Source organism: Agrobacterium salinitolerans, from assembly GCF_027498475.1.
GTDB classification, from domain to species: domain Bacteria; phylum Pseudomonadota; class Alphaproteobacteria; order Rhizobiales; family Rhizobiaceae; genus Agrobacterium; species Agrobacterium salinitolerans.
This window is the reverse complement of sequence record NZ_JAPZLN010000005.1, coordinates 320,643-342,854: the sequence shown is the minus strand read 5'-3', so window position 1 is coordinate 342,854 and position 22,212 is coordinate 320,643. Positions and strand designations below refer to the sequence as shown.

Genomic DNA, 22,212 nt, shown 5'->3' with positions numbered 1-22,212 from the left:
TATGGAGTATCTCTAAGGTGATCATTAAAGAAACAGACCGTTTTCTAAAAACTGAAGAAGAACACGAGGTATACGCAATATACTGGGTAGACGGTGTACGTCACTACTATATCATTCCGAAAGGATTTGATGGGTTCTCTGCTAGGCGGGATCGGGATAATATCTCTGTCGTGGACAACAGGATTTCAAAAGGATTCCGGTTGATAAGAAGTAGTTCGGGGAATGATATGCTTTTACATGAGGCGCTTTTAGAAGGAGATTTGCTTGATCGTCTGCTGGAACCACAGGACCCCGAGGCCGTACAAGAATTTAAAAAGAAACTTGAGCTTAATGATGAAAAACCCGCACTATTTTAGAATGGCGACTGGTGCAGCGTTGGGCCACTGAATAAAATGGTGAACTTGCGTCTACTGAATGCAGAGAGCGACGCGTTAGCAGGAAAGGCAAATGCATACTGCATGTTGGACAGAAATTTTGTTGACGTCGAGGTAAAGGTGTTATTGGGCGACGCAACGGAGTTGGTTTCGAAACTGGAGGAGCTGTTTGTTCTGGTTAATTCAGTGTCCAGGACGTCTCCATCACTCGAAGTTTGGAACGCTGTCTTACCAAAATGGTTCATCGAGGCTTGTGCGCCGGAAGCAACTCAAGACCAACTTGAGGAAGAGATGTCTTTAAAGAGATCAATGATCTTTGAAGAGTGGGTTAACATGATGAATTTAAAACCATGGTCAGTTAGCAGTTGGGTGTACTGGTTTGAACCAGCTCGACGAAATTGGTTTTGGAACAAAGGAAAAGAGATAACTCCAAAGAATATTTCCCTGAATATTTTTACTATTGATTACCCCCTTACTACAGATTCATTGAGGTGGGCCGTAAAAGCTGCAGGCGGCGAAGTTAAGAGCATTGATTGTTGAACATGGTTTTTAGTCGGCAACATTCTCGATGAGACGCGCCGGTAGTATGCGACAATATCAAACCCACTTTGTGAGAATTTGACGTGGCACGAATCATCTTGGCCGCCGGCCGCCGTTTCGGTAGATTTGCCGTATTCCTGCTTGTCCCGCCGGCAGCGATCATCATAGCCCTTTGGCTCTCGCTCCTCGATGACCACCCTGGATGGTTTCTCGGCCTTGCGTTCATTTTTCTGCCGTTTGTTACGATTGTGACCTGCCACTGATCGGCCGTCCTTTTCGCAACGCGCCGAACAACAGGCTTGGTGTATATCGGCAGAGACGGCTGGCCGCCTCGCTCGCGATATCGATCTGCCATACATTTTTTGCGGCCGAAATCAGGTGGTTCGGGTTGAGGTGTCCGACGTCAACGATGCGGTCCAAGGCGACTGCGATATCAGGCGGAAGATTGGCTCCTTTCTCGATCAGGACGACAACGGCCGATTTTTGCGCCAGGACTTTCCCAGCGTCCTCGCAATATGTCTCCCCCCGCCTGCCCAATTCAATTGTCGCAACTGCGTAGCGGATCAAAATGCTGGTCTCTCGCAGAACCAATTTCGCCGCCTCCCGATAGCCTTCCATGTTGGCCTCGGGTGTCTCGCCGCCATCATGATCTGGATGCGATGAATGTCGATTCCTCCTACATGCCGTAATGGGCCGGCACCTAGAGCTTTACGCCGCTCTGACGCTTCTTTTTGCCCTTCGGGCGAAAATCGACCAGCAGCGATTTCAGCTCGATATCGCGAACGCGCCTTGCCGCCTCGTCCGGGCGCACCCATTCCAGCAGGCGTTCACCGCGTTCCTTGAAACTGGTTTCCGCATCCGTCACCTCTATCTGGAACACATCGACCATGCAGGGAACGACATCGCCATTGTCGAGCATCTTGAGATAGGTGTAGCGGCCGACGGCATTCTTTTTCACCCGGCCGCGCACGCCCGCCTCCTCCCACGCCTCTATTGCCGCCGCCTCGTGCGGCTTCTTTCGTTTCATCGGCCAGCCGCGCGGAATGATCCAGCGCCCGCTGGTACGGGACGTGACAAGGAGGATTTCGACCCCCTCGCCATTGTCGGCATGACGGAAGCAGAGCGCGGCATATTGCTGCCGGAAAGCGCCGGTGAAGAGCTTTTCCGGAACCGCAGCAAGCTGCTGTAACAATGTCAGTGCACGAGCCGGGCGGGTTTTCCGGCTTTTCTTGGTGGGTTTCATATCCGTTGATAGTGCTGATTTTCCGGGTTGCATCAATGCCCCGCGTACATTTATGACAGTTTTATGACAATCACCCCCCACAACTAATATAGCGCCATTGAGGGCCAATTCGCATGATGAGTATTTTTCGCAAGCTGATGCCGCGCGAGGACCGTTTCTTCGAGATGTTCAGCAAACATTCCGAAACCGTTATCAAAGCGGCCGAGGCCCTTGACCAACTTTTGAGCGGCATCGACGTCGAGAAGAACTGCGACCTCATCATCGCGCTGGAACACCAGGCGGATGACATCACCCGCGATGTGCTGCTTGCGGTCAGACGCAGCTTCATCACGCCATTCGATCGTGGCGACATCAAGGATCTCATCCAGTCGATGGATGACGCCATCGACATGATGCACAAGACCGTCAAGACCATTCGTCTTTTCGAGCAAACGGAATTCGATCCGCTGATGAAGGAAATGGGTCATGAGATCGTGCGCGCAGCCGGCCTGATCGCAGAAGCCATTCCGCTTCTCAACAAGGTCGGCACGAATGCGCATCGCCTGTCATCCATCGCCGAAGAGGTGACCCGCGTTGAAGGCCGCTCCGACGAACTTCACGATCTGGGTCTCAAGGACCTCTTCCGCCGCCACGGCGCAAGCGGCAATGCCATGGCCTATATGATCGGCAGCGAGATCTACGGCGAACTCGAAAAGGTCGTCGACCGCTTCGAGGATGTGGCCAACGAGATCAGCGGCATCGTGATCGAGAACGTCTGATGGATGTCGCACTTGCCCTGCCGCTGCTTGTCGGCCTCATCGCCATTGCGCTATTCTTCGATTTCCTGAACGGTCTGCACGACGCCGCCAATTCCATCGCCACCATCGTTTCCACCCGCGTACTGCGCCCGCAATATGCGGTCGCCTGGGCGGCCTTCTTCAACTTTATCGCCTTCCTGTTTTTTGGCCTGCATGTGGCCGAAACGCTCGGCACCGGCATCATCGATCCAGCCATCGTGTCGCCGCAGATGATCTTCGCGGCGCTGATCGGCGCCATCGTCTGGAACATCGTCACCTGGATTTTCGGCATTCCCTCCAGCTCGTCGCATGCGCTGATCGGCGGGCTCGTCGGTGCGGGATTTGCCAAGGTGGGTTTCAATTCCATCGTCTGGTCGGGCCTGCTGAAGACCGTGGGGGCGATCTTCATGTCGCCTGCCATCGGCTTCTTCCTCGCGCTGCTTCTGGTGCTGACTGTCTCCTGGCTGTTCGTGCGGCAGACGCCCTTTGCCGTGGATCGTACCTTCCGCGTCATGCAGTTCATCTCCGCCTCGCTTTATTCGCTGGGACACGGCGGCAACGACGCGCAGAAGACCATGGGCATCATTGCCGTGCTGCTCTTCAGCCAGGGCCATCTCGGCGAAAGCTTCTACGTGCCCTTCTGGGTGGTGATTTCCTGCCAGTCAGCCATGGCGCTTGGCACGCTGTTCGGCGGCTGGCGCATCGTTCATACGATGGGATCGAAAATCACCCGGCTGAACCCAATGCAGGGTTTCTGCGCCGAAACCGGCGGCGCGCTGACGCTGTTCGGTGCGACATGGCTCGGCATTCCGGTCTCCACCACCCACACGATCACCGGCGCCATCGTCGGCGTCGGCGCGGCCCGCCGTGTCTCGGCGGTGCGCTGGGGCCTTGCCGGCAATATCGTCATCGCCTGGATCGTGACCATGCCGGCGGCTGCGCTGATCTCCGCTGCGGTTTACGGGCTGACCTCGCTGTTCTGATAGCTGCATTACTGCCGCTACGGGCCGCTTCTCCCGGAACAAACGCCGCCCTTGGCTGTTGTTCCGGGAGATCAACGTGGATCGCGGACATGGCACGGCAGGTTTTTTGGAAGGGTTATTTGAAGCTCTCGCTGGTGACGGCCTCCGTCTCGCTGACACCCGCGACGACGGAAGGCAACAAATACAGTTTCCACATACTCAATCGCAAAACCGGCAACCGGGTCGAAAGCCGGTATGTCGACAGCGTCACCCATAGGCCGGTCGCCGCCAAAAACCAGGTGAAAGGTTTTCCGCGCGCCGAGGACGATTACGTTCTGCTGGAGGATGACGAAATCGATGCGGTGGCGCTGGAAAGCACCCGCACCATCGATATCAAGACCTTCGTGCCGAAAGGATCGATCGACTGGATCTGGTACGACCGTCCGCATTTCCTGCGCCCGGAAGACAAGATCGGCACCGAAGCCTTCAGCGTCATCCGCGAAGCCATGAAGGTGAACGATGTTTTCGGCATTGCGCGTCTGGTGATCTATCGCCGCGAAAGGGCTGTGCTCCTCGAACCTTCAGGCAAGGGCATCATTCTCTGGACGCTGCATTACGGTGAGGAAGTGCGCGAAAGCATCGACGCCTTGGAGCCGAAGATGAAAATCGACCGGCCGCTGCTGGACGCCATGGAAAAACGCATCGGCAAACAGGTGACGGGTTGGAAGCCGGCTTTGGTGCAGGACCCCATTCAGAAAAAGATCAAGTCCCTTCTGAAGACCAAGGGCGAGGAGGTTTCCTCCTCGAAAAAGAAAACCGGCACGAAGGCACGCAGCGGCGGCAATGTCATCAACATCATGGATGCCCTTAAGAAAAGCCTTGCTTCCGAAAAGAGAAGCTGAGGCTCGATGCCTTCAGCGGGCCTTTTTCAAAAGCGGCTCGGCAGCAGCAAAAAAGCCGTCCCACGGGTCTTTCTTCAAAGCGGAAAGGCGTGCGCCGATATTGCTGACGGTGAAATGGGCAGGACCGATCTCGGCCGTCAGCTCCGACCATTCGAGCGGCGCTGAAATGGCCGCCCCCGGCCGGGCGCGCGTCGAATAGGCCGCAACCGCCGTATTGCCCCGGCCATTGCGCAGATAATCGATGAAGATACGGCCCTGCCGTTTCGCCTTGGTGGCGACGGAGAGATATTTCTCCGGTTCGGCCTTCGACATATCCGTCGCCATGGCTTTCGCGAAGGCCTTGACCGGCGCCCAGCCCGCCTGCGGCTTTAACGGTGCGACGACATGCAACCCCTTGCCGCCGGACGTCTTGACGAAAGCAGCAAGCCCCGCCTCTTCGAAACGTCGCTTCAGTTCGTGCGCCGCCTCGATCACCGCGTCCCAGGCCACATCCTCGCCAGGGTCGATATCCATGGTGATCATATCAGGCTTTTCCCAGTTGGCGGTGGTTGCCCCCCAAGGGTGGATTTCAAGCGCAGCGGACTGCACGAGCGCCATCAGGCCATCGAAATCGGCGATGCGGATCAGCGGCTCGCCGCCCCGGTCCTTCGGATCCTTGATTTGCTCGATTGCCTTGTTGATGCCGCGCCAGGCGTGTTTCTGGAAAAAACGCTGGCCCTCTATGCCCTCCGGGCAACGCAGCAGCGCGAGCGGCCGGTTGACCACGAAGGGCGCCATGTGCCGCCAGACCTGCGCATAATAGTCGGCCAGTCCCTCCTTCGTCACACCATCGTCCGGCCAGTAGAGCCGGTCGGGGTGAGTGAACTTGATCTTCGACTGCGGCGCCTTGCTATTCGACACGGCCTTCTCCTCGCGTTCGATCTCCCCAGCCGGCTTGTCTTCCCGTAGACCCCGGAAGGAGGCGTGACGAAGATTGCCATCTCCCGACCATGCGCGGAACTCCACTTCCGCCACCAGTTCCGGCTCCACGAAATGGAGATTGCGGCGGGCAAGCGCGGTGAGCTTGTCACCGAAGGGGCTGCCCTTGCGTTCCAGCGGCTTCAGCCGGCCAAGCAGCATTTCCGCCACGTCGCCCGTATAACCCGTCCCGACACGGCCGACATGGCGCAGCTTGCCTTTTTCATAAACGCCGAGTGCAAGCGAACCGATGGCTTGGTCCGATGTCGAGGAGACGGTATAACCGCCGATGACGAATTCCTGTCGCATCGAACATTTGGATTTTACCCATTCGCCCTTGCGGCCGGAAACATATTTGCTGTTCATGACCTTGGAAATGACGCCTTCGAGGCTCAGCCGGCAGGCATGATCCAGAACAATCGCGCCACTTTCTTCGAAATGCTGACTGTAGCGGAGATGGGGATCGCCTGCCGGCAACAGCTTTTCCAGCAGTGCCTTTCGCTCGCTCAATGCCGCACCGCGCAGATCGCTGCCATCGAGATAAAGAAGGTCGAAGGCGTAGAATACGAAGCGGTCGCTGCGCCCTTCGCTCAGATCCTTCTGCAAGGCGGAGAAATCGGATGCGCCGTTATCGCCTTCAACGACGATTTCGCCATCGATCAACGCCGTTTCTGCCGGTAGCGCCGTCAGCGCGGATGCTACGGCATCACCGAATTTTTCCGTCCAGTCGAGCCCGCTGCGGGTCAGCAGCTGAAGTTTGCCCTGATCGACACGCGCCTGCAGACGGTAACCGTCGAATTTGATTTCATGCAGCCAGCGATCTCCGCTCGGCGGTTTAGGCTTGAGGGTGGCGAGCGCCGGAGGCACGAAAGATGGCATAGCCAGTTTGCGCGCGCCTTTGGGCAGAGCATGCGCCTGTTTCCTGCCGGCGGCCGAAGCGAGGGCCTTTTTCGATACCGGCTTGGAATTCCAGGTATCCTTCGGTTTGGCTGCGACTTCCTCGACGCTGCGCCCGGTTTTTACGGATTCCGGCCGTTCTTCGAGAATATCCGCGCCACCCTTATGCCTCGCCTCCTCGTCATCGCCCTTGATCAGCAGCCAGTTCTCCCGGTTTTCTCCGGGCTTTCCATGCATGCGCACCAGATGCCAGCGGCCTCTCAGCTTTTCGCCGTCCAGTTCGAACTCCAGATGGCCTTTGCGATAACCCTTGCGCGCATCACCGATCGGCTGCCAGGTACCGCGATCCCAGACGATCACCGTGCCGCCGCCATATTGTCCTTTCGGGATGACGCCCTCGAAATCGCCATAGCTGAGCGGATGGTCTTCCACATGCACGGCAAGGCGCTTGTCCTCGGGATTAAGGCTAGGGCCGCGCGTCACCGCCCAGCTTTTCAGCACGCCGTCCATTTCTAGCCGAAAATCATAGTGCAGTCGGCGGGCATCGTGCTTCTGGATAACGAAGCTCGACCCTTGCTTTTCGGCCTTCGTGCCTTTGGGCTCCGGTGTCTTGTCGAAACTGCGCTTGGCGTTGTAGGTCTGCAATCCCATAGATCAGCTCGCTTTCCGCGGCGCCTTGCGGCCTTTTGCCGTCGCTCTTTTCTTGCTGTCCTTTTCGGCCCCTGCACTGCGACGCAGGGCCTCCTTGAGATCGATGATATTGTCTTCCTTGCGTGGCGGCTGTTTCTCGATTTCCCGGCCCTCGATCTTGGCTTTCACAAGTTCTGCCAGCGCATCGTTGTAACGGTCGCTATAGTCGGCGGGATCGAAGGTGCCTGCGCGCTTTTCGATGATGTGCCCGGCGAGCTCGAGCATTTCTTCATCGAACTCGATGTCAGGGATCGACTTGAAGACGGATGTCTGCGAACGGACCTCGTAGCTGAAATTCAGCGTCGTCGCGACGAGAGCCTTACCGCTCGGACGGATCAGCAGGACACGGTTGCGGCGGAAAAGCACCGCTTCGCCGAGAGCTGCGACATTCTCGTCGTTCATGGCTTTCGCCAGAAGCGTCAACGCCTCTTCACCACCCTCACCGCTTGGCGCGAGATAATAAGACTTGTCGAAATAAAGCTTGTCGATCTCGTCACAGGGCAGAAAGTGACTGATGCGGATAACCTTGTCGCTTTCCGGCATCAGCTTTGCGATCTCGTCTCCCTCAATGACGATATGGTCGCCATTGTCGAGTTCGTATCCCTTGACCTGATCTTCGCGAAGAACCGCCTCGCCGGTATCGCTATCGACATATTGCCGCTCGACACGGTGGCCGGTCTTGCGGTTGACGATATTGAAGGAGATTTTCTCCGCCGAGGTCAGTGCGGAATAAAGACCAACTTCGCAGTTGAAATCGGTGAAGGTCAGCTTGCCTCTCCAGCTCGCTCTCCGGTTCATGCTCGTCGTCCCTCGTCATCGCTGTGAGAGGACGTTTCTCCGTGTCGAACGTTGGCCAGAATGCGCTCGATGGCGGGCACGTCCGCCTCTGCCAGAACCGGTACCGGGTCGGACGCCATGGCTTCAAGCACCTCCGGCGACAGCCCGCCATTGCGGATGACCCATTCCATCGCCTCGCGGGTTTGCCGCTCGGCTTTCAACTGTGCATAAAGCGCCAGTATCAGCCGGTCGCGGACATCCAAGCTCTTCAAATTCCTTTCTGAATGGTCTGCCTGCCGTTTCATTTGGAAATCCTCATGGGCTCGTCCGGCATGGCGGGCATCGCCTCAGGCAATGCCCCTGCCGCCAGTCACACCATAAACCTCGCCATTGATGAAGCTCGCATCCTGCGACGCCAGCAGCACATAAACGGGCGCCAGTTCCACCGGTTGTCCCGGACGGCCGAAATCGCTGTCCTTGCCGAAATTCTTCACCTTCTCGTCCGGCTGGCCGCCGCTTGGCTGAAGCACCGTCCAGAACGGGCCGGGAGCAACGGAATTGGCGCGCACACCTTTTTCGATGAGCTGTTTGGCCAGCGCTTTTGTGTGGGCGACGATACCGGCTTTGGTGGTTGCGTAATCCAGCAGGATTGCGGAGGGCTCATATGCCTGGATCGAGGCGGTCGTGATCACCGACGACCCCGGCTTGAGATAGGGAACAGCCGCCTGGGCAATCCAGTGAAGCGCATAAAGATTGGTCTTCATGGTTTGGTCGAAGTCGGCTGTCGACAATTCCTCTATGTCGTCACGATACTGCTGTCTTGCGGCATTGATGACCAGAATATCCAGTCCGTCGAGATCGCCTGCTGCTTTCTCAACCAGTTCACGGCACCACGCCTCATCGGTAATATCGCCGGGCAGCGCCACGGCTGTTCGACCTTCCGCCTCAATCAGCGCCACAACTTCCTCGGCGTCGGGTTCTTCTTCCGGCAGGTAGGAGATCGCCACATCCGCGCCCTCCCGCGCAAAGGCGATAGCGACCGCGCGGCCGATGCCTGAATCGCCTCCGGTGATAAGCGCCTTGCGCCCAGCAAGCTTGCCGGCGCCGCGATAGGTCTTCTCACCATGGTCCGGGAAAGGCGTCATATTCGTCACCAGACCAGGCATTTCCTGGGTCGGGGTGGAAAACGGCGGGCGCGGATACTGGCTGCGCGGGTCTTGCGGCTCGAGGCGGTCTGTCATCGCGGTCTCTCCCATAGATAGGTTTATCCATCCGTGGCGCGTTCGCTGACAGGCAGGCATACCGCCCGGTCGGGCTGACAGCGGCATGGACGCGCCACACGCTAACCTAACGATCTGCCTTGGCTGTCGTTCCATCGGGCACGGGAAAGGAGGGCGGCGGCACCATTGTGCCGTCGCATGTTTTATCAAACGGGGTGTCTCTTCCGTCTGGCAGGGTTTGCCGCCGGCGCGGGCGCGACATCCGGTTTTCCGAAAAGATAGCCCTGCGCTTGCGCGCAACCCTCATCGACCACCATGCGGTATTGCGCATCCGTTTCAATCCCCTCTGCCGTCACCGGCAGATCGAGGCTGCGGCCAAGCCCGATTACCGCGCGCACGATGGCGCGGGCATTGTCATCGTCGCTCATGGCGGCGATGAAGCTTCGGTCGATCTTGATCTTGTCGAAGGGGAAGCTCTGCAGGTTGCTGAGCGAGGAGTAACCGGTGCCGAAATCGTCCATGACGATGGCGACGCCGAGCGCCTTCAACTGGTTGAGGATGATCAGCGTCGCCTTGCGGTCTTTCAAAAGCGCTGCCTCGGTGATTTCCAACTCCAGCCGGTTCGGCGAAAGCCCGGTCTGCATCAGTGCGGTGCAGACGACATGGCCGAGGTTGGCCAACGAGAATTGCAACGGCGAGACATTCACCGCGATCTTCAGATGTGGCGCCCAAGTGCTTGCCTGGCGGCAGGCCTCGCGCAGCACCCATTCGCCGAGCGAGATGATGATGCCGCTCTCCTCGGCAATCGGAATGAAGACATCCGGCGGCACGACGCCGCGCGTTGGGTGCTGCCAGCGCACCAGCGCCTCGTAACCGACCACCTGGCCGCATTCGACCGAAAGGACCGGCTGATAATTCAGCAGCAGTTCGTTGCGATTAATAGCGAGCCGCAAATCCGTCTCGAGCTGGCGGCGTTCGCGCGCTTCCTGGTCCATCAGGGGGTCATAGAAGGCCAATATGCCGCGCCCGCCCATCTTGGCGCGGTAAAGCGCCAGATCGGCGGCATGCATGATGCTTTCATGGTCCTTCCCGTCCCGCGGGAAGACGGCGATGCCGATGCTGACGCCAACGGAAGTCGGATCGTTGGCGACATTCATCTTCAGCGCGAACATGCCAAGTATCGTCTCTGCCAGCAAACGGGCCTCTTCCGCCCTGGTTTGCCGTGCGGTCAGAATGACGAATTCATCGCCGCCGAGGCGGGCGACCACATCGCCTGCCCTTGCACATTCATCGAGAATAGCGGCGACCTTTTTCAAAACACGGTCCCCTTCGGCATGGCCGAATATGTCGTTGACCGCCTTAAAGCGGTCGAGATCGAGCGCCAGAAGCGCGAATTGGTCCTCCTCGTCGCAGAGCTCGATCTGCTGGTGAAGACGGGTCTGGAACATGGTGCGGTTGGAAAGGCCTGTCAGGACGTCGTGGCGGGCGAGATATTCGATTTCCCGCTGCGCTTCGCGCTTTTCCGTCAGGTCGCGAATGGCCATCACCTCGCAAGGATGGCCGCGAAATTCGATCGTGCGCACACTAAGCTCGAATATTTGCGCCTGGCCGGCGCGCTCACGAACCGCCTCCACAGGTGCGTGGCGCGGCAGATAGGCGGGCTGTCCGTCGATGGCCTTGAAAAGATCGTCGGGATTTTGTCCGAGCAGCGACGCTTCCTCCCGGCCCAGAAGGCCGGCAAAGCGGGTGTTAAGCTCCACAATCCGCCCATCGCGCACGACGGCGAGACCATCGAGCGTCGCATCCACAAGCCCCTTGAGATCGACAAGGTAACGATCCACAAGAGCAGCAGCGGCAGTGGTGGACAGGATCAGGAAGGTGACGCCGGAAATGGCGCAGATCATGATCAGCCGGGCGACATTGTCGGGATCAGGCCCGGATACGGATGGATCCGGCGAAAGCACCGTGGCCGACATGGCCGTGAAATGCAGTGCGCAGATCGCGAAGATCGCCGATCCGGCCGGCGCGGCGATGCGCTGCCAGGAGCCGAGGCGACGGAAAAGGAAAAACGCCAGAAGAAACGACACCAAGGCGACCGCAAAACCACCCAGCACCGCGCTCCACCGGTAGCTGATCGTGGCGGCGACATCCATTCCGGCCATTCCGACGAAATGCATGACGGCGACCGACAAGGTGATGAGCGTGCCGACGATCACCGGGCTGTGAGCGGCCTGCGAGCGTGTAATGAGCGCAAACCAGAAACCGAAAACGGCCAGAACCGCAGAAAGAGCCGTGAAGGCGAAATCATAACCGATCGGGACCGCACCCTTGTAGGCCAGCATGGCGACGAAATGCGTCGCCCAGACGCTCAGTCCCCCGGCAAAGGCCGCAACCAGCACCCAGTAGGGTTTACGGCCAGCCGGACTTTCTTCCGCGCGCAATAAAAGATGAAAAAAAGCAAACATGCCAAGAAGGCAGATAACAGCCGCGAGAAGCACGACCGCGTGGTCGTGCTGTATGGCAACGCATTCCAGAACCGTGAACATGACGCACTCTCCCAGCCTCTGAAGAACCGCTCAGGATGGCACTATGGGAATGGTTTATTTATAAATCTCTAATGCAACCATTGATAATTGTTTCAATATTTTTTCGCGCACGAAAAAGAAAGCGGGCCGGCGCGCCAGGCTGTCACGCTTATGGCAAACCGACCCGGGAAAATCATCGACCGAAACTTTATTTCCAGCTTCGGTAATCTGCCGCGGCACATCCGAAAGGCGCCGCGCCATCGGCGAAACGCTCCTGCAACCGGGCGCAACCCCATTCGTTAAGCGCCGCCGGCAGCATGTTGTTGATGTCCATTCCGGGCGAGTTGAACTGCGAGGGAGCGCTTGTGACATACCACAGCCAGTAACCGAACACCGCGACGACGATGACGGCGACGATCGCAGCGAAAATGCCCAGTCTGCGCAGCAGGCCCGGTCCCTTCTTCATCGCCGCGGCCTGGGCCGTTGCAGCCTCCTGCGCCTCACTGGCGAGCATCGGGGCAATTGATGCAAGGGCTTCCGCCCTTTCCTGCTCGGTCAGGTCGATCCGCTCCAGCCGGTCGTCGAGCAGAACCGGCAAGGCGCTGTCGCCATGCAGGACCGCCAGCGCCACATCGTGTTTTCCGGTGTGACCAATGACAACGGGAATGCGGCCCCGCTCCAGATGCGCAAAAGATTGCCGCTTGGTTTTATCGTCCCTCACCGTATCGGCATAGGTGACGAAGAGACGGCTGCGTTTTTCGGCAACCGCCGTCAGCGCCACCGGAATGACGGACAAAGGCTCAGGTTTGCGTAGTTGCAGACGAACCCGCAGGATCCGCAGAAGCGTGAACAGCATCGCCAGACTGCCGAAACCGAGCAGGACAACGAACACGCCGAGCGTGATGATGCGGTTCCAGAGCATGTCGAGACCCAGCGAAATCGTTGCGAGTTCCGGGTTCTTCGCGGAGATGACCAGTCCGGTTTCATAATCGCCGGAATGGAAATCGACGAACATGACCTCGACATCTTTCTTGTAGCTTACGCCCGCATGGTCATAGGAAAGATCGGCCTTGCAGGTCGTGAAGATCGCCTTGCGCGTCTTGCAGCTGCCGCTGATATCGCCGTTTTCAATCTCCAGCGGATCTTTGCTGATCTGATAGTCGCGCAATATGCCCGGGCCTTCGGCGACAAGCATGACGACCGTGATGGCCAGAAGCACCGGAATGGAAAAATAATAGGCCGCAGGCGCCGAAATGACGCCGCGTTTGAGGCTCAGCGGCCGCGACGGAAGTTTTATCTGTGCAAGGTTCATTGTCGTCAACGCATTCTTCGGGAGGTGGGTGAGCGGAGTTCGCGACTCTCGCCCGACGGAAGGAACAGTTGCGGGACGGTCTAAACCGATGAAGTCCTTGAGAAAACCCCCTGAAATTGTGGGATGACGGCGGCAATCGCCTGTTGCCGCGTTGCTTCGTGAGCGCAAAGCGCCGGATGAACCTTGCGGCGGAAGCCTTCCGGGGCAATGGGCCCAAAACCTCATAAAAACGGGCGGTAAAACCGCCCGTCAGACTGCTGACAAACCCCTGGCGTGAGCTGGGGGTTTATGATTCATTGGGATATGTTGAAGAAACCTGCTCCTGAACAGACCGCTCTCGAGATGGTGACGCTCGATAGTCTGGTCCCGAAAGATCACCTGCTTCGCAAGATCGACGCGGTGATCGACTTCTCATTTATCCATGATCGTGTTGCCGGTCTTTACTGTGCCGACAACGGCCGTCCGCCGCTCGATCCCACACGCATGTTCAAGGCGCTGTTCATCGGCTACCTGTTCGGTGTTCGCTCGGAGCGGCAGTTGATGCGCGAGATCGAGGTGAACGTCGCCTATCGCTGGTTTCTGCGCCTGAAGCTGACCGATCCTGTCTTCGATGCCTCGACGCTGTCGCAGAACCGCCGCCGTCGCTTCAACGGGACGGAGGTTGCCCAGGATATCTTCGATGCCATCGTGGAGCAGGCGATCCGGCATGGTCTGGTGGATGGGACCGTGCTCTATACGGATTCGACCCATCTGAAGGCCAATGCCAACAAGGGCAAATACGATCTGGCCATGCTCCAGAAGTCGCGGGCCGATTATTGGGCCGATCTGGATCGAGCGATCGAGGCGGAGCGCATATCCCATGGGCAGAAGCCGTTGAGGGAGAAACAGCGCGAGCCGGAGGTGAAGGAGACGAAGGTCAGCCGTACCGATCCCGATAGCGGTTATATGGTGCGCGACGGCAAGCCCAAGGGCTTCTTCTATCTCGATCACCGCACTGTTGACGGCCGCCATGCGATCATCACCGATACGCATGTAACGCCGGCCAATGTGCATGACAGTATCGTCTACCTGGAGCGGCTCGACCGGCAGCGCCAACGCTTCGACTTTCATGTCGGGGCGGTCGGGCTGGACGCAGGCTATGCCACGGCAGGCATTGCCAAGGGTCTGGAGGACAGAGATATCCTCGGCGTGACCGGCTATCGCAACCCGACCCCGCCCAAAGACGGGATGATGCGCAAGTCGAAGTTCGTCTACGAACCAGAGACCGATGGCTACCACTGCCCTGAAGGACAACTGTTGACCTATGCGACGACCGACCGCAGCGGTTACAGGCACTATCGCTCAGACCCCTCCATCTGCCGTGACTGCCCGCTTCTTGCCTCCTGCACGTCCAATGCCGGCTCGATACGAACCATCACCCGGCATGTCTGGCAAGATGCACGCGAACGCACGGATGTTCATCGAAAGACGGCGTGGGGCAAGGCGATCTACAAGCGGCGCAAGGAAACGGTGGAGCGCTCCTTCGCCGATGCCAAGCAGCTCCACGGGCACCGCTATGCCCGCTTCCGCGGCTTGATCAAGGTTAGATGGCAGTGCCTGCTCGCCGCGAGCGCCCAGAACATCAAGAAAATAGCGATGGCGCTCACGAAAGCACCCAAACCCGCCTGGGGATGAGGAAACGAGGCTCATCTTATCTCCCGTTCACCCGCAAAAGACGACAACAAAACGTCATCATCCCGAAAAAGAAAAAACCCGCCGAAAATATCGACGGGTTTGTCAGCGGTCTGACGGGCGGTAAAACCGCCCGTCACTTGTTGCAAAGGCTGTCGTTTGTCCTCAGTCCTTCGTTACGTTTTCAAGCCGCGTCGTCTGGCTGGGATGCCCCACATAATCCTTCACGCGCGCATTCAGCACGATCGGCTCGAACCTCTCAAACATCGGCAGCACCGCCGGTTTCTGGGCGACGAACATCTCCTGCATCTGCGTGTAGATTTCCCCGCGCTTCTTGGCATCGGGTTCCAGCGACGCCTTTGCCGTGAGCGCCGTCAGTTCCGGAATGTCCCAGGCCGAGCGCCAGACAAAATTACCGGCATTGTTGGCGGCCAGCGAATTATCGGGGTTGGACGAAAACTGCTCCATCGAGCCCAGCACATTCGGCATATAGGCGCCGGTCTGCGGAATGAGCAGATCGAAATCCCGCGCGCGGTGGGCGGCAATAACCTCCGAACCATTCCCCTGCTGGATGTTGACCTTGATGCCGATCTGGCTGAGCGAAGCCTGGATGGCGGTGGCGAGATCGATGCGCGGCGTCTGCGCAATCGTTTTCAGAGTGAGCGTGAAGCCGTTCTCATAACCGGCCTCCTTGAGGAGAGCCTTCGCCTTCTCCACATCGAGCTTCCAGTCAGGGCTCGCAATGGCGTATTCGAAGTTTTGCGGCACCGGCACCGTGCGCGCCTTGCCATAAGGACCCATGATGGTCTTTTCCATGCCCTTGTAGTCAATGCCATAGGCAATCGCTTCGCGGACCTTGGGGTTGGACAAAGGCTCCTTGCCGGCATTCATGGACAGGACGTAAAAGCCGCCCGTCGGCACGCGCTGGATCTGGAAACCCTCCTTGTTGTTGAAGGTTGCAAGGTCGGCAGCCGTCAGCGCACTGGCGATGTCGATATCGCCGCGCTCCAGCATCAGGCGCTCAACCTGGCTTTCCGGCACATGCCGCACGATGACGCGGCGCATTTTCGGGCTACCGGCCACGTAGTTCTTGTTGGCCTCGAGAATGATGATCTCATTGGGCGACCAGCGATTGAGCGTAAAGGGACCGGAACCGGCGGAATTGGTTCTCAGCCAGCCATTGCCCCAGTCGCCATTGCTTTCATGCGACTTGAGTTCCTTGCTGTCGACGACGCTGGCGATGACCATGGCCAGACGATAGAGGAGCAGTTCGGAGGTCGTCTCGCCGGAAAGATCGAGGCGAACCGTCTTTTCATCGGGTGCGCTGACCAGCTTGTCGATATTATCGGCGTTATAACCCACCCGCTTCAAATTGGCGGCCGCGGCCTGGTTCATTTTCAGTAGGCGAGTGAGCGAATAGACGACGTCGGCCGAGGTTACGGGATTGCCCGAAGCGAAATTGGCCTCGCGCAGATGAAAGGTGATGCCCTTGTCATCCGTCTCCCAGCGCTCGGCAAGCTGGGGGGAAACCTTGCCCGAACCATCGACGGAAATCAGGCGGTCATAGAGATTGGCCATGATTTCATTGGCCTTTGCCTCCGTCGCCTGGTGCGGATCAAGAGACAGGACCTGCGCCAGCGACGTTCCAATGACCAGCTGGTCGTTGGGGGTTTTGGCCGCAACGGGCGATCCCTGCACGAGCATTGCGCCCAGAACGGTGGTGAATGCGAGACGGATTAGTGTTCTTTTCATACCTGCTCCTCCTACAGATCGGTAATTCATGTTCAGGAAAAAGCCGCGACGCCGGATGCGCCGCGAGCCAGAACGCTCAAAGATGTTTGTTATCAAGCGCTTCGATCAGGGCCGCGATGTAGCCGTAACAGAAGGCGAAAGCCACGCCGACGGGATCGCGCCCGGCAATCGTCGGTACATGGTCCGGCATGATCATGTAGCGATAACCGAGCTCATGATAGAGTTTCAGCGACCGCACCATGTCCATGTCGCCCTCATCGGGGAATGTCTCCATGAAGGAGAGCTTGCCGCCGCTGATGTTGCGGAAATGGACGTTGAAAATTTTGTCGCGACTACCGAACCAGCGAATGATGTCGTCGATCTCCTCGCGCGGATTATCGAGCATCTCGCCGATCGACCCCTGGCAGAAATTCAGACCATGATAGGGGCTCTCGCGCATCTGCACGAATTTCTTCAGCCCCTCGACCGTGCCGAGAACGCGTGTCACCCCCTTGTAACCCGGCGGGGTATAAGGATCGTGCGGATGGCAGGCGAGACGCACCTTGTTGCTTTCAGCCACCGGCACCACGCGCTCGAGGAAATAGTCGATGCGTTCCCAGTTCTCATCTTCGGAAAGAACGCCGGCGAGGCCCGGCGCGGCATCGTGGTCCGCCTTGTCCCAACGCCAGGCTTCATTGAGCGAACCGCCACGTCCGCGCTCCATTTCCGTGCGCGGAATGCCGATGAGGTTGAGATTGTATTTCGCGGCAGGGATTCCTGCCCTGGCGATATTTTCGATCATCGCGCAGACGGCATCGATCTGCCGGTCGCGATCCGGCCCGGCAAGCAGGATATCGGGATAGGACGCCTCTTCGATGGGCCGCGATGGCAGGGGCAATTGCACCATGTCGAGAACGAGGCCAAAGCTTTCGACCTTGTCACGGTGGCGCTCGAAGTCCTCGAAAGTCCAGCTCGCGGGCTTTCCGGGCGGATCCGCGTTGATATTTTTGACGCCAAGCTGCGCCCAAACCTTGAAATCCTCGTCATCGCGCGCAGCAACCTGGGTGCCGACATACATCGATTCTCTCCTCTCTCCATGCAAGTCATCATATGACATCGCATGAAATAAGATGAGTGTCGAGATGCTATTGCGCTTCCGACAGCAACCTGTATCGACGCTGGCTGGCAAGCATATGTTCGCGCATGGCTTTTCGCGCCGCATCCGGGTCCTGTTCGACGATGGCGCGCAGGATTGCCTCGTGCTCGGCCTGCACTTTGCGAAGATAATTCGCATCACCAGTTTCCGGCAGCGTCGGGAATTGCCCACGCGGTATCGAGCGCGAGCCGAACTGACGCAGAGCCTCCAGATAAAAGCGGTTGTTGGTGGCGATCGCGATGGCCGTATGGAACTCATAATCGGCATCGACGGTGGTTTCACCCGCATCGATGGCGCGGGCCATTTTCCGGTGCGCCGCAGAGATTGCGGCCTCCTGCTGGGCGGTGCGGCGATAGGCGGCGATTGCGGCCGCCTCCCCTTCGGTCGCAAGCCTGAACTCCAGCATTTCCAGCGTTTCCGCGATGGTGCCGACTTCGGTTTGCGTCAGCTTCACGCCGGCCCACTCACTGGCGTTGCTGACAAAAACCCCCTTGCCCTGGATGGGAACGACATAGCCGGCGGAACGCAAATCCGCGATCGCCTCGCGAACCACGGTGCGGCTCACGCCATAGCTGCGCTCAAGCTCCGGTTCGGTGGGAAGCTGATCCCCATTCTTCAGTTTTCCACTGCGAATTTCTGCGCTGAGATTATCGATGATCTGTTGCGCCCGCCTCTCCCGCGGCCTCGCCTTGTCGCCCATCATGCCACTCTTCCCTCTTGCAGAATACGAATCCCTTCGTTACTCATATGATGACATGACCGCACATCATATGTTTTCATGTTAACTCAGGGAGGAGTTGGGATGAAGTACCATCGAGAGTTTTTGCAAAGGAGAATTGCGCGTCTGCGGCGAGCGGCGTGCAATACCCTGGCCGCTGACGGCTTTCTTACAGGGAAGTGCGGCCAGCAATGACGGAGATCTCACTGCGCGGGCTTGGACATCGTTTCCTGCAACTGATCGTCAGCCTCTTCATTCTTCTGTGCATCACCTTCATCATCGGCCGGGTCATGCCGACCGATCCGGTCGGTGCCATCGTCGGCGAACTTGCCGACCCCAAGGCCTACGAGGCCATGCGGGCGCGGCTGGGGCTCGACCTGCCGCTTTACCAGCAATTTTTCATCTACCTGCGCGGACTGCTGCATGGCGATTTCGGCATTGCTATCCTCACCGGCAACCCGGTTACCCGCGATCTGGCGCAGGCCTTTCCGGCCACCTTTGAACTTGCCACGCTAGCGATCATCATCTCGACGGTCATCGGCGTCCCACTCGGTCTTGCCGCCGCGCTCTTCCGCGACACCTTCATCGACAAGTTCGCGCGCGTTTTTGCGCTTGTGGGGCATTCGATACCGGTCTTCTGGTTCGGCATCGTCGGGCTGGTGATCTTTTATGCGAACCTCAACCTTGTCGCGGGGCCCGGCCGGGTCGACGTCTTCTACGAAGGCATTGTCGAGCCGAAGACGGGGTTAATGCTCGTCGACAGCCTGCTTGCGGGCGAGACGGAAATCTTCTGGAACGCGCTTGGGCATATCATCCTGCCGGCCATCATCCTCGCCTATATGGCCATGGCCTACATCACCCGCATGACGAGGGCATTCACCCTTGAACAGCTCAGCCAGGACTATGTCATCGCAGCACGAGCGAAGGGCGTCAGCCCGGCACGCACCATAACCCGGCATGTACTGCCCAACATCGCCGTGCAGCTCATCACCGTTCTGGCTATCTCCTACGGCAACCTGCTGGAAGGCGCCGTGGTGACCGAGATCGTTTTTTCCTGGCCCGGCATCGGCCAGTACATGACGAATGCGCTGCTCATCGGCGATATGAATGCAATCCTCGCCGCCACAATCGTCATCGGCTTCATATTCATGTTGCTCAACTTCCTTGCCGATCTGGCCTACACCACGCTTGATCCCCGTACACGGGAGGCTGCACGATGACTGATATCGCGCATAACAATACCGTTGATCGCCCCGGCGCCCTGTCGCGCCTCTCGACCACCACCATGCGGACGCTTCGTAAGCTCGCAGACGAGCCGCTTGGCATGTTCGGCTTCGCCATTCTGGCCATTCTGGTCGTGGTTGCCATTTTCGCGCCACTCATTGCACCCTACGATCCTGCGCGCCAGGCGCTCGAAAACGCGCTCCAGCCTCCCAGTTGGGTGCATCTGGCCGGAACCGACGAATTCGGTCGCGACATTTTCAGCCGGCTCGTCTACGGCACCCGCATCACCATCCAGACGGTGCTGTCGGTCTCGGTCATCGTCGGTCCGATCGGCCTTGCCATCGGCGTCATGGCCGGCTTCTTTGGCGGGCGCATCGACGCGATCTTGATGCGAGCCACGGATATTGTCCTGTCCTTCCCATCCCTCGTACTGGCACTTGCTTTTGCGGCCGCCATGGGCGCTGGTCTCGGCACGGCGATCATTGCGATCTCGCTCACCGCATGGCCGCCGATTGCGCGTCTTGCCCGCGCGGAAGCGCTTGTCGTGCGCAATACCGACTATGTCGCCGCCGCCCGTCTCTATGGCGCCTCGCCGATGCGCATCCTGTTTTTGTACATTGCGCCGATGTGCATTCCCTCGGTCATCGTTCGCCTGACATTGAATATGGCGGGCATAATCCTGACCGCCGCTTCACTCGGCTTCCTTGGCCTGGGAGCCCAGCCGCCGCTTCCGGAATGGGGCGCGATGATCTCCAGCGGCCGCAAATTCATGCTCGATTACTGGTGGGTCGCCGTCATGCCCGGCATCGCCATCCTGCTGACGAGCCTTGCCTTCAACATCGCCGGCGATACGCTGCGCGACCTTCTGGATCCGCGTCATGCCCGTTCCTGATAGCTCCCCCATCCTTTCGGTCCGCGACCTCAATGTCCGTTTTGGCCGCAACACCATTCCTGCCGTGTCCAACGTCAATTTCGATGTCGGGCGAGAAAGGGTCGGTATCGTCGGTGAATCCGGCTCCGGCAAATCCACCACCGGCCGGGCCGCCATGCGGCTTTTGCCGAAAAGCGCAACGGTGACGGCAGAGAGAATGGATTTTCTCGGCGAACCGCTGCTTTCAAAATCCGAGCGGCAAATGGGCGCGATCCGCGGCAGCGAGATGGCGCTGATCATGCAGGACCCGCGTTATTCGCTCAACCCGGTGCTGCCCATCGGCAAACAGGTGGCGGAAGCCGCCGAACTGCATCTGGCGCTGACCGGAAAGGCGGCGAGAGATGCAGCGCGCGACATGTTGCTGCGTGTGCGCATCAACGATCCTGATCGTGTCATGGCGCTTTATCCGCACCAGATATCGGGCGGCATGGGCCAGCGTGTGATGATCGCCATGATGCTGCTCGCCAAGCCGAAACTCGTCATCGCCGATGAGCCGACCTCGGCCCTCGATGTCAGTGTGCGCAAGGATGTGCTCTTGCTGCTGGACGAGATGGTGCGCGAGAATAATTCCGGACTTATTCTTATCAGCCATGACATCCGCATGGTCGCGGCCTTCTGCGAACGAGTACTGGTCATGTATGGCGGGCGCGTCGTGGAGACGCTGACGAAGCTGGAAGATGCGCAACATCCCTATACGCGGGGCCTGATCGCGGCCATGCCCGATCCCCGCAATCCGGTGCGGCGTCTCAAGGTGCTGGATCGTCAGGCAATCGATGCGGAGGTGATGGGATGATCACGGTAGACAAGCTCGACGTCGTCTACGGCGTAAAGGAAAAGAGCAATCACGTCGTGCGCGGCGTCAGCCTCACGGTCAACAAGGGGGAAACCCTTGGCATCGTCGGCGAAAGCGGCTGCGGCAAGTCCACCTTGTTGCGCTCGCTGGCTGGGCTGGAGGCCGGCTGGACCGGCTCCATCAGCTTTAATGGCAAACCGGTCGGGAAGACCCGCAGTCGCGACGAACTGAAACTGGCCCAGATGGTGTTTCAGGACCCCTACGGTTCGCTGCACCCGCGCCACCGCATCGGCCGGGCTCTCGCCGAACCGATCCGCGCCATGGGGCTTGGCGACGGCTGGTCGAAGGTTCCGGCCGCGCTGCAGCAGGTGGGTTTGCCCGCACATTTCGCCGAGCGTTTCCCGCATGAACTTTCCGGCGGCCAGCGCCAGCGCGTGGCGATCGCCCGCGCGCTGATCCTCGAACCGCCGATCCTGCTGCTCGACGAGCCGACATCCGCGCTCGACGTCTCCATTCAGGCGGAAATCCTGAACCTGCTTGCCGACCAGCGCGAAGAACGCGACCTGACCTTTGTCCTCGTCAGCCACGACCTCGCTGTGATCGCCCATATGTGCGACCGCGTTCTGGTGATGCAGAACGGCGTGTTTGTCGATGAGTTGACCAAGGCCGACCTTGAAGCGGGTATTACCCATTCGGCCTATTCAGGCGAGCTGTTCGAAAGCAGCTTTCTTTGAAATGACCGATCGCGATGACGGCAACGCCCGAAGCGCGGTCGGGCTTGCCCGGACATGTCCGGCGTCTGCGGCTCCTAAC

Annotated in this window: 21 protein-coding genes; 10 read left to right on the top strand and 11 right to left on the bottom strand. The window is 58.8% G+C overall.

Going from position 1 to position 22,212, the window contains the following annotated elements:
- Nucleotides 1–17: 17 nt before the first annotated feature.
- Nucleotides 18–356: a hypothetical protein gene (locus tag O9X91_RS19235; protein ID WP_142913880.1), complete on the top strand. Its 339-nt coding sequence runs from the start codon at nt 18–20 to the stop codon at nt 354–356.
- Between the two features lie 102 nt (nt 357–458).
- The gene (locus O9X91_RS19230) at nt 459–914 is read left to right on the top strand and encodes a hypothetical protein (RefSeq protein ID WP_161596386.1); all 456 of its coding nucleotides are present in this window, start codon (nt 459–461) and stop codon (nt 912–914) included.
- Between the two features lie 240 nt (nt 915–1,154).
- Here the strand turns inward: O9X91_RS19230 and O9X91_RS19225 are convergent, their stop codons facing one another.
- Both O9X91_RS19225 and O9X91_RS19220 read right to left on the bottom strand, forming a co-directional pair.
- Entirely contained in the window at nt 1,155–1,532 is a 378-nt protein-coding gene (locus O9X91_RS19225; protein WP_244614287.1) for a hypothetical protein, read from the bottom strand.
- Between the two features lie 82 nt (nt 1,533–1,614).
- Nucleotides 1,615–2,157 (bottom strand): NUDIX hydrolase, encoded by a 543-nt coding sequence (locus O9X91_RS19220; protein ID WP_142913882.1) that lies wholly within the window; start codon nt 2,155–2,157, stop codon nt 1,615–1,617.
- Nucleotides 2,158–2,270: 113 nt separating this feature from the next.
- Between O9X91_RS19220 and O9X91_RS19215 the strand changes: the two genes are divergently transcribed.
- From O9X91_RS19215 to ku (O9X91_RS19205), 3 genes are all read left to right on the top strand, one after another.
- Nucleotides 2,271–2,915 (top strand): DUF47 domain-containing protein, encoded by a 645-nt coding sequence (locus O9X91_RS19215; RefSeq protein WP_269826677.1) that lies wholly within the window; start codon nt 2,271–2,273, stop codon nt 2,913–2,915.
- Entirely contained in the window at nt 2,915–3,916 is a 1,002-nt protein-coding gene (locus tag O9X91_RS19210) for an inorganic phosphate transporter (protein ID WP_269826676.1), read from the top strand. Before O9X91_RS19215 ends, O9X91_RS19210 begins: the two co-directional genes overlap by 1 nt.
- Before the next feature lie 89 nt (nt 3,917–4,005).
- Entirely contained in the window at nt 4,006–4,797 is a 792-nt protein-coding gene (gene ku / locus O9X91_RS19205; protein WP_142913884.1) for a non-homologous end joining protein Ku, read from the top strand.
- A gap of 12 nt (nt 4,798–4,809) precedes the next feature.
- On the opposite strand, the gene ligD is transcribed toward ku (O9X91_RS19205), so the two are convergent.
- The 6 genes from ligD to O9X91_RS19175 all read right to left on the bottom strand — a co-directional run bounded on the left by ligD (nt 4,810) and on the right by O9X91_RS19175 (nt 13,175).
- Nucleotides 4,810–7,302 carry a DNA ligase D gene (ligD, locus tag O9X91_RS19200; RefSeq protein WP_142913885.1) on the bottom strand — a complete coding sequence of 831 codons (2,493 nt, stop codon included), beginning with the start codon at nt 7,300–7,302 and terminating at the stop codon, nt 4,810–4,812.
- A gap of 3 nt (nt 7,303–7,305) precedes the next feature.
- Complete coding sequence (gene ku, locus O9X91_RS19195; RefSeq protein WP_142913886.1) at nt 7,306–8,139, bottom strand: non-homologous end joining protein Ku; 834 nt, start codon at nt 8,137–8,139, stop codon at nt 7,306–7,308.
- Complete coding sequence (locus tag O9X91_RS19190) at nt 8,136–8,423, bottom strand: hypothetical protein (RefSeq protein ID WP_142913887.1); 288 nt, start codon at nt 8,421–8,423, stop codon at nt 8,136–8,138. Before O9X91_RS19190 ends, ku (O9X91_RS19195) begins: the two co-directional genes overlap by 4 nt.
- Nucleotides 8,424–8,465: 42 nt before the next feature.
- On the bottom strand, nt 8,466–9,359 hold the full coding sequence (locus O9X91_RS19185) for an SDR family oxidoreductase (RefSeq protein ID WP_142913888.1): 894 nt from the start codon (nt 9,357–9,359) through the stop codon (nt 8,466–8,468).
- A gap of 185 nt (nt 9,360–9,544) precedes the next feature.
- The gene (locus O9X91_RS19180; protein ID WP_142913889.1) at nt 9,545–11,884 is read right to left on the bottom strand and encodes a bifunctional diguanylate cyclase/phosphodiesterase; all 2,340 of its coding nucleotides are present in this window, start codon (nt 11,882–11,884) and stop codon (nt 9,545–9,547) included.
- 187 nt (nt 11,885–12,071) lie between these two features.
- The gene (locus O9X91_RS19175; RefSeq protein ID WP_142913900.1) at nt 12,072–13,175 is read right to left on the bottom strand and encodes a hypothetical protein; all 1,104 of its coding nucleotides are present in this window, start codon (nt 13,173–13,175) and stop codon (nt 12,072–12,074) included.
- Between the two features lie 303 nt (nt 13,176–13,478).
- On the opposite strand from O9X91_RS19175, the gene O9X91_RS19170 reads away from it, so the two are divergent.
- Nucleotides 13,479–14,849: an IS1182 family transposase gene (locus tag O9X91_RS19170; protein ID WP_269834264.1), complete on the top strand. Its 1,371-nt coding sequence runs from the start codon at nt 13,479–13,481 to the stop codon at nt 14,847–14,849.
- Between the two features lie 162 nt (nt 14,850–15,011).
- Here O9X91_RS19170 and O9X91_RS19165 read toward each other — a convergent pair whose 3' ends face one another.
- The 3 genes from O9X91_RS19165 to O9X91_RS19155 form a co-directional block, all read right to left on the bottom strand.
- Complete coding sequence (locus O9X91_RS19165) at nt 15,012–16,550, bottom strand: ABC transporter substrate-binding protein (protein ID WP_244614254.1); 1,539 nt, start codon at nt 16,548–16,550, stop codon at nt 15,012–15,014.
- 124 nt (nt 16,551–16,674) lie between these two features.
- A complete protein-coding gene (locus O9X91_RS19160; protein ID WP_077983449.1) occupies nt 16,675–17,655 on the bottom strand; it encodes a mannonate dehydratase in 981 nt (326 codons plus the stop codon).
- A gap of 67 nt (nt 17,656–17,722) precedes the next feature.
- The gene (locus O9X91_RS19155) at nt 17,723–18,436 is read right to left on the bottom strand and encodes a FadR/GntR family transcriptional regulator (RefSeq protein ID WP_077983450.1); all 714 of its coding nucleotides are present in this window, start codon (nt 18,434–18,436) and stop codon (nt 17,723–17,725) included.
- A 206-nt stretch (nt 18,437–18,642) separates the two neighbouring features.
- Here O9X91_RS19155 and O9X91_RS19150 point away from each other — a divergent pair, with 206 nt between their 5' ends.
- From O9X91_RS19150 to O9X91_RS19135, 4 genes are all read left to right on the top strand, one after another.
- The gene (locus O9X91_RS19150; RefSeq protein ID WP_077983451.1) at nt 18,643–19,671 is read left to right on the top strand and encodes an ABC transporter permease; all 1,029 of its coding nucleotides are present in this window, start codon (nt 18,643–18,645) and stop codon (nt 19,669–19,671) included.
- 65 nt (nt 19,672–19,736) lie between these two features.
- The gene (locus O9X91_RS19145) at nt 19,737–20,567 is read left to right on the top strand and encodes an ABC transporter permease (RefSeq protein WP_373692761.1); all 831 of its coding nucleotides are present in this window, start codon (nt 19,737–19,739) and stop codon (nt 20,565–20,567) included.
- On the top strand, nt 20,554–21,399 hold the full coding sequence (locus tag O9X91_RS19140) for an ABC transporter ATP-binding protein (RefSeq protein WP_142913034.1): 846 nt from the start codon (nt 20,554–20,556) through the stop codon (nt 21,397–21,399). Before O9X91_RS19145 ends, O9X91_RS19140 begins: the two co-directional genes overlap by 14 nt.
- The gene (locus O9X91_RS19135; protein WP_142913035.1) at nt 21,396–22,133 is read left to right on the top strand and encodes an ABC transporter ATP-binding protein; all 738 of its coding nucleotides are present in this window, start codon (nt 21,396–21,398) and stop codon (nt 22,131–22,133) included. Before O9X91_RS19140 ends, O9X91_RS19135 begins: the two co-directional genes overlap by 4 nt.
- The last annotated feature ends 79 nt before the right edge of the window (nt 22,134–22,212 follow it).

What these genes read in the sequence shown, in the direction of transcription:
- O9X91_RS19230 (WP_161596386.1), top strand. Translation starts at nt 459, where the DNA reads ATGTTGGACAGAAATTTTGTTGACGTCGAGGTAAAGGTGTTATTGGGC.
- O9X91_RS19225 (WP_244614287.1), bottom strand. Translation starts at nt 1,532, where the DNA reads ATGGAAGGCTATCGGGAGGCGGCGAAATTGGTTCTGCGAGAGACCAGC.
- O9X91_RS19220 (WP_142913882.1), bottom strand. Translation starts at nt 2,157, where the DNA reads ATGAAACCCACCAAGAAAAGCCGGAAAACCCGCCCGGCTCGTGCACTG.
- O9X91_RS19215 (WP_269826677.1), top strand. Translation starts at nt 2,271, where the DNA reads ATGATGAGTATTTTTCGCAAGCTGATGCCGCGCGAGGACCGTTTCTTC.
- O9X91_RS19210 (WP_269826676.1), top strand. Translation starts at nt 2,915, where the DNA reads ATGGATGTCGCACTTGCCCTGCCGCTGCTTGTCGGCCTCATCGCCATT.
- ku (WP_142913884.1), top strand. Translation starts at nt 4,006, where the DNA reads ATGGCACGGCAGGTTTTTTGGAAGGGTTATTTGAAGCTCTCGCTGGTG.
- ligD (WP_142913885.1), bottom strand. Translation starts at nt 7,302, where the DNA reads ATGGGATTGCAGACCTACAACGCCAAGCGCAGTTTCGACAAGACACCG.
- ku (WP_142913886.1), bottom strand. Translation starts at nt 8,139, where the DNA reads ATGAACCGGAGAGCGAGCTGGAGAGGCAAGCTGACCTTCACCGATTTC.
- O9X91_RS19190 (WP_142913887.1), bottom strand. Translation starts at nt 8,423, where the DNA reads ATGAAACGGCAGGCAGACCATTCAGAAAGGAATTTGAAGAGCTTGGAT.
- O9X91_RS19185 (WP_142913888.1), bottom strand. Translation starts at nt 9,359, where the DNA reads ATGACAGACCGCCTCGAGCCGCAAGACCCGCGCAGCCAGTATCCGCGC.
- O9X91_RS19180 (WP_142913889.1), bottom strand. Translation starts at nt 11,884, where the DNA reads ATGTTCACGGTTCTGGAATGCGTTGCCATACAGCACGACCACGCGGTC.
- O9X91_RS19175 (WP_142913900.1), bottom strand. Translation starts at nt 13,175, where the DNA reads ATGAACCTTGCACAGATAAAACTTCCGTCGCGGCCGCTGAGCCTCAAA.
- O9X91_RS19170 (WP_269834264.1), top strand. Translation starts at nt 13,479, where the DNA reads ATGTTGAAGAAACCTGCTCCTGAACAGACCGCTCTCGAGATGGTGACG.
- O9X91_RS19165 (WP_244614254.1), bottom strand. Translation starts at nt 16,550, where the DNA reads ATGCTCGTGCAGGGATCGCCCGTTGCGGCCAAAACCCCCAACGACCAG.
- O9X91_RS19160 (WP_077983449.1), bottom strand. Translation starts at nt 17,655, where the DNA reads ATGTATGTCGGCACCCAGGTTGCTGCGCGCGATGACGAGGATTTCAAG.
- O9X91_RS19155 (WP_077983450.1), bottom strand. Translation starts at nt 18,436, where the DNA reads ATGATGGGCGACAAGGCGAGGCCGCGGGAGAGGCGGGCGCAACAGATC.
- O9X91_RS19150 (WP_077983451.1), top strand. Translation starts at nt 18,643, where the DNA reads ATGACGGAGATCTCACTGCGCGGGCTTGGACATCGTTTCCTGCAACTG.
- O9X91_RS19145 (WP_373692761.1), top strand. Translation starts at nt 19,737, where the DNA reads ATGCGGACGCTTCGTAAGCTCGCAGACGAGCCGCTTGGCATGTTCGGC.
- O9X91_RS19140 (WP_142913034.1), top strand. Translation starts at nt 20,554, where the DNA reads ATGCCCGTTCCTGATAGCTCCCCCATCCTTTCGGTCCGCGACCTCAAT.
- O9X91_RS19135 (WP_142913035.1), top strand. Translation starts at nt 21,396, where the DNA reads ATGATCACGGTAGACAAGCTCGACGTCGTCTACGGCGTAAAGGAAAAG.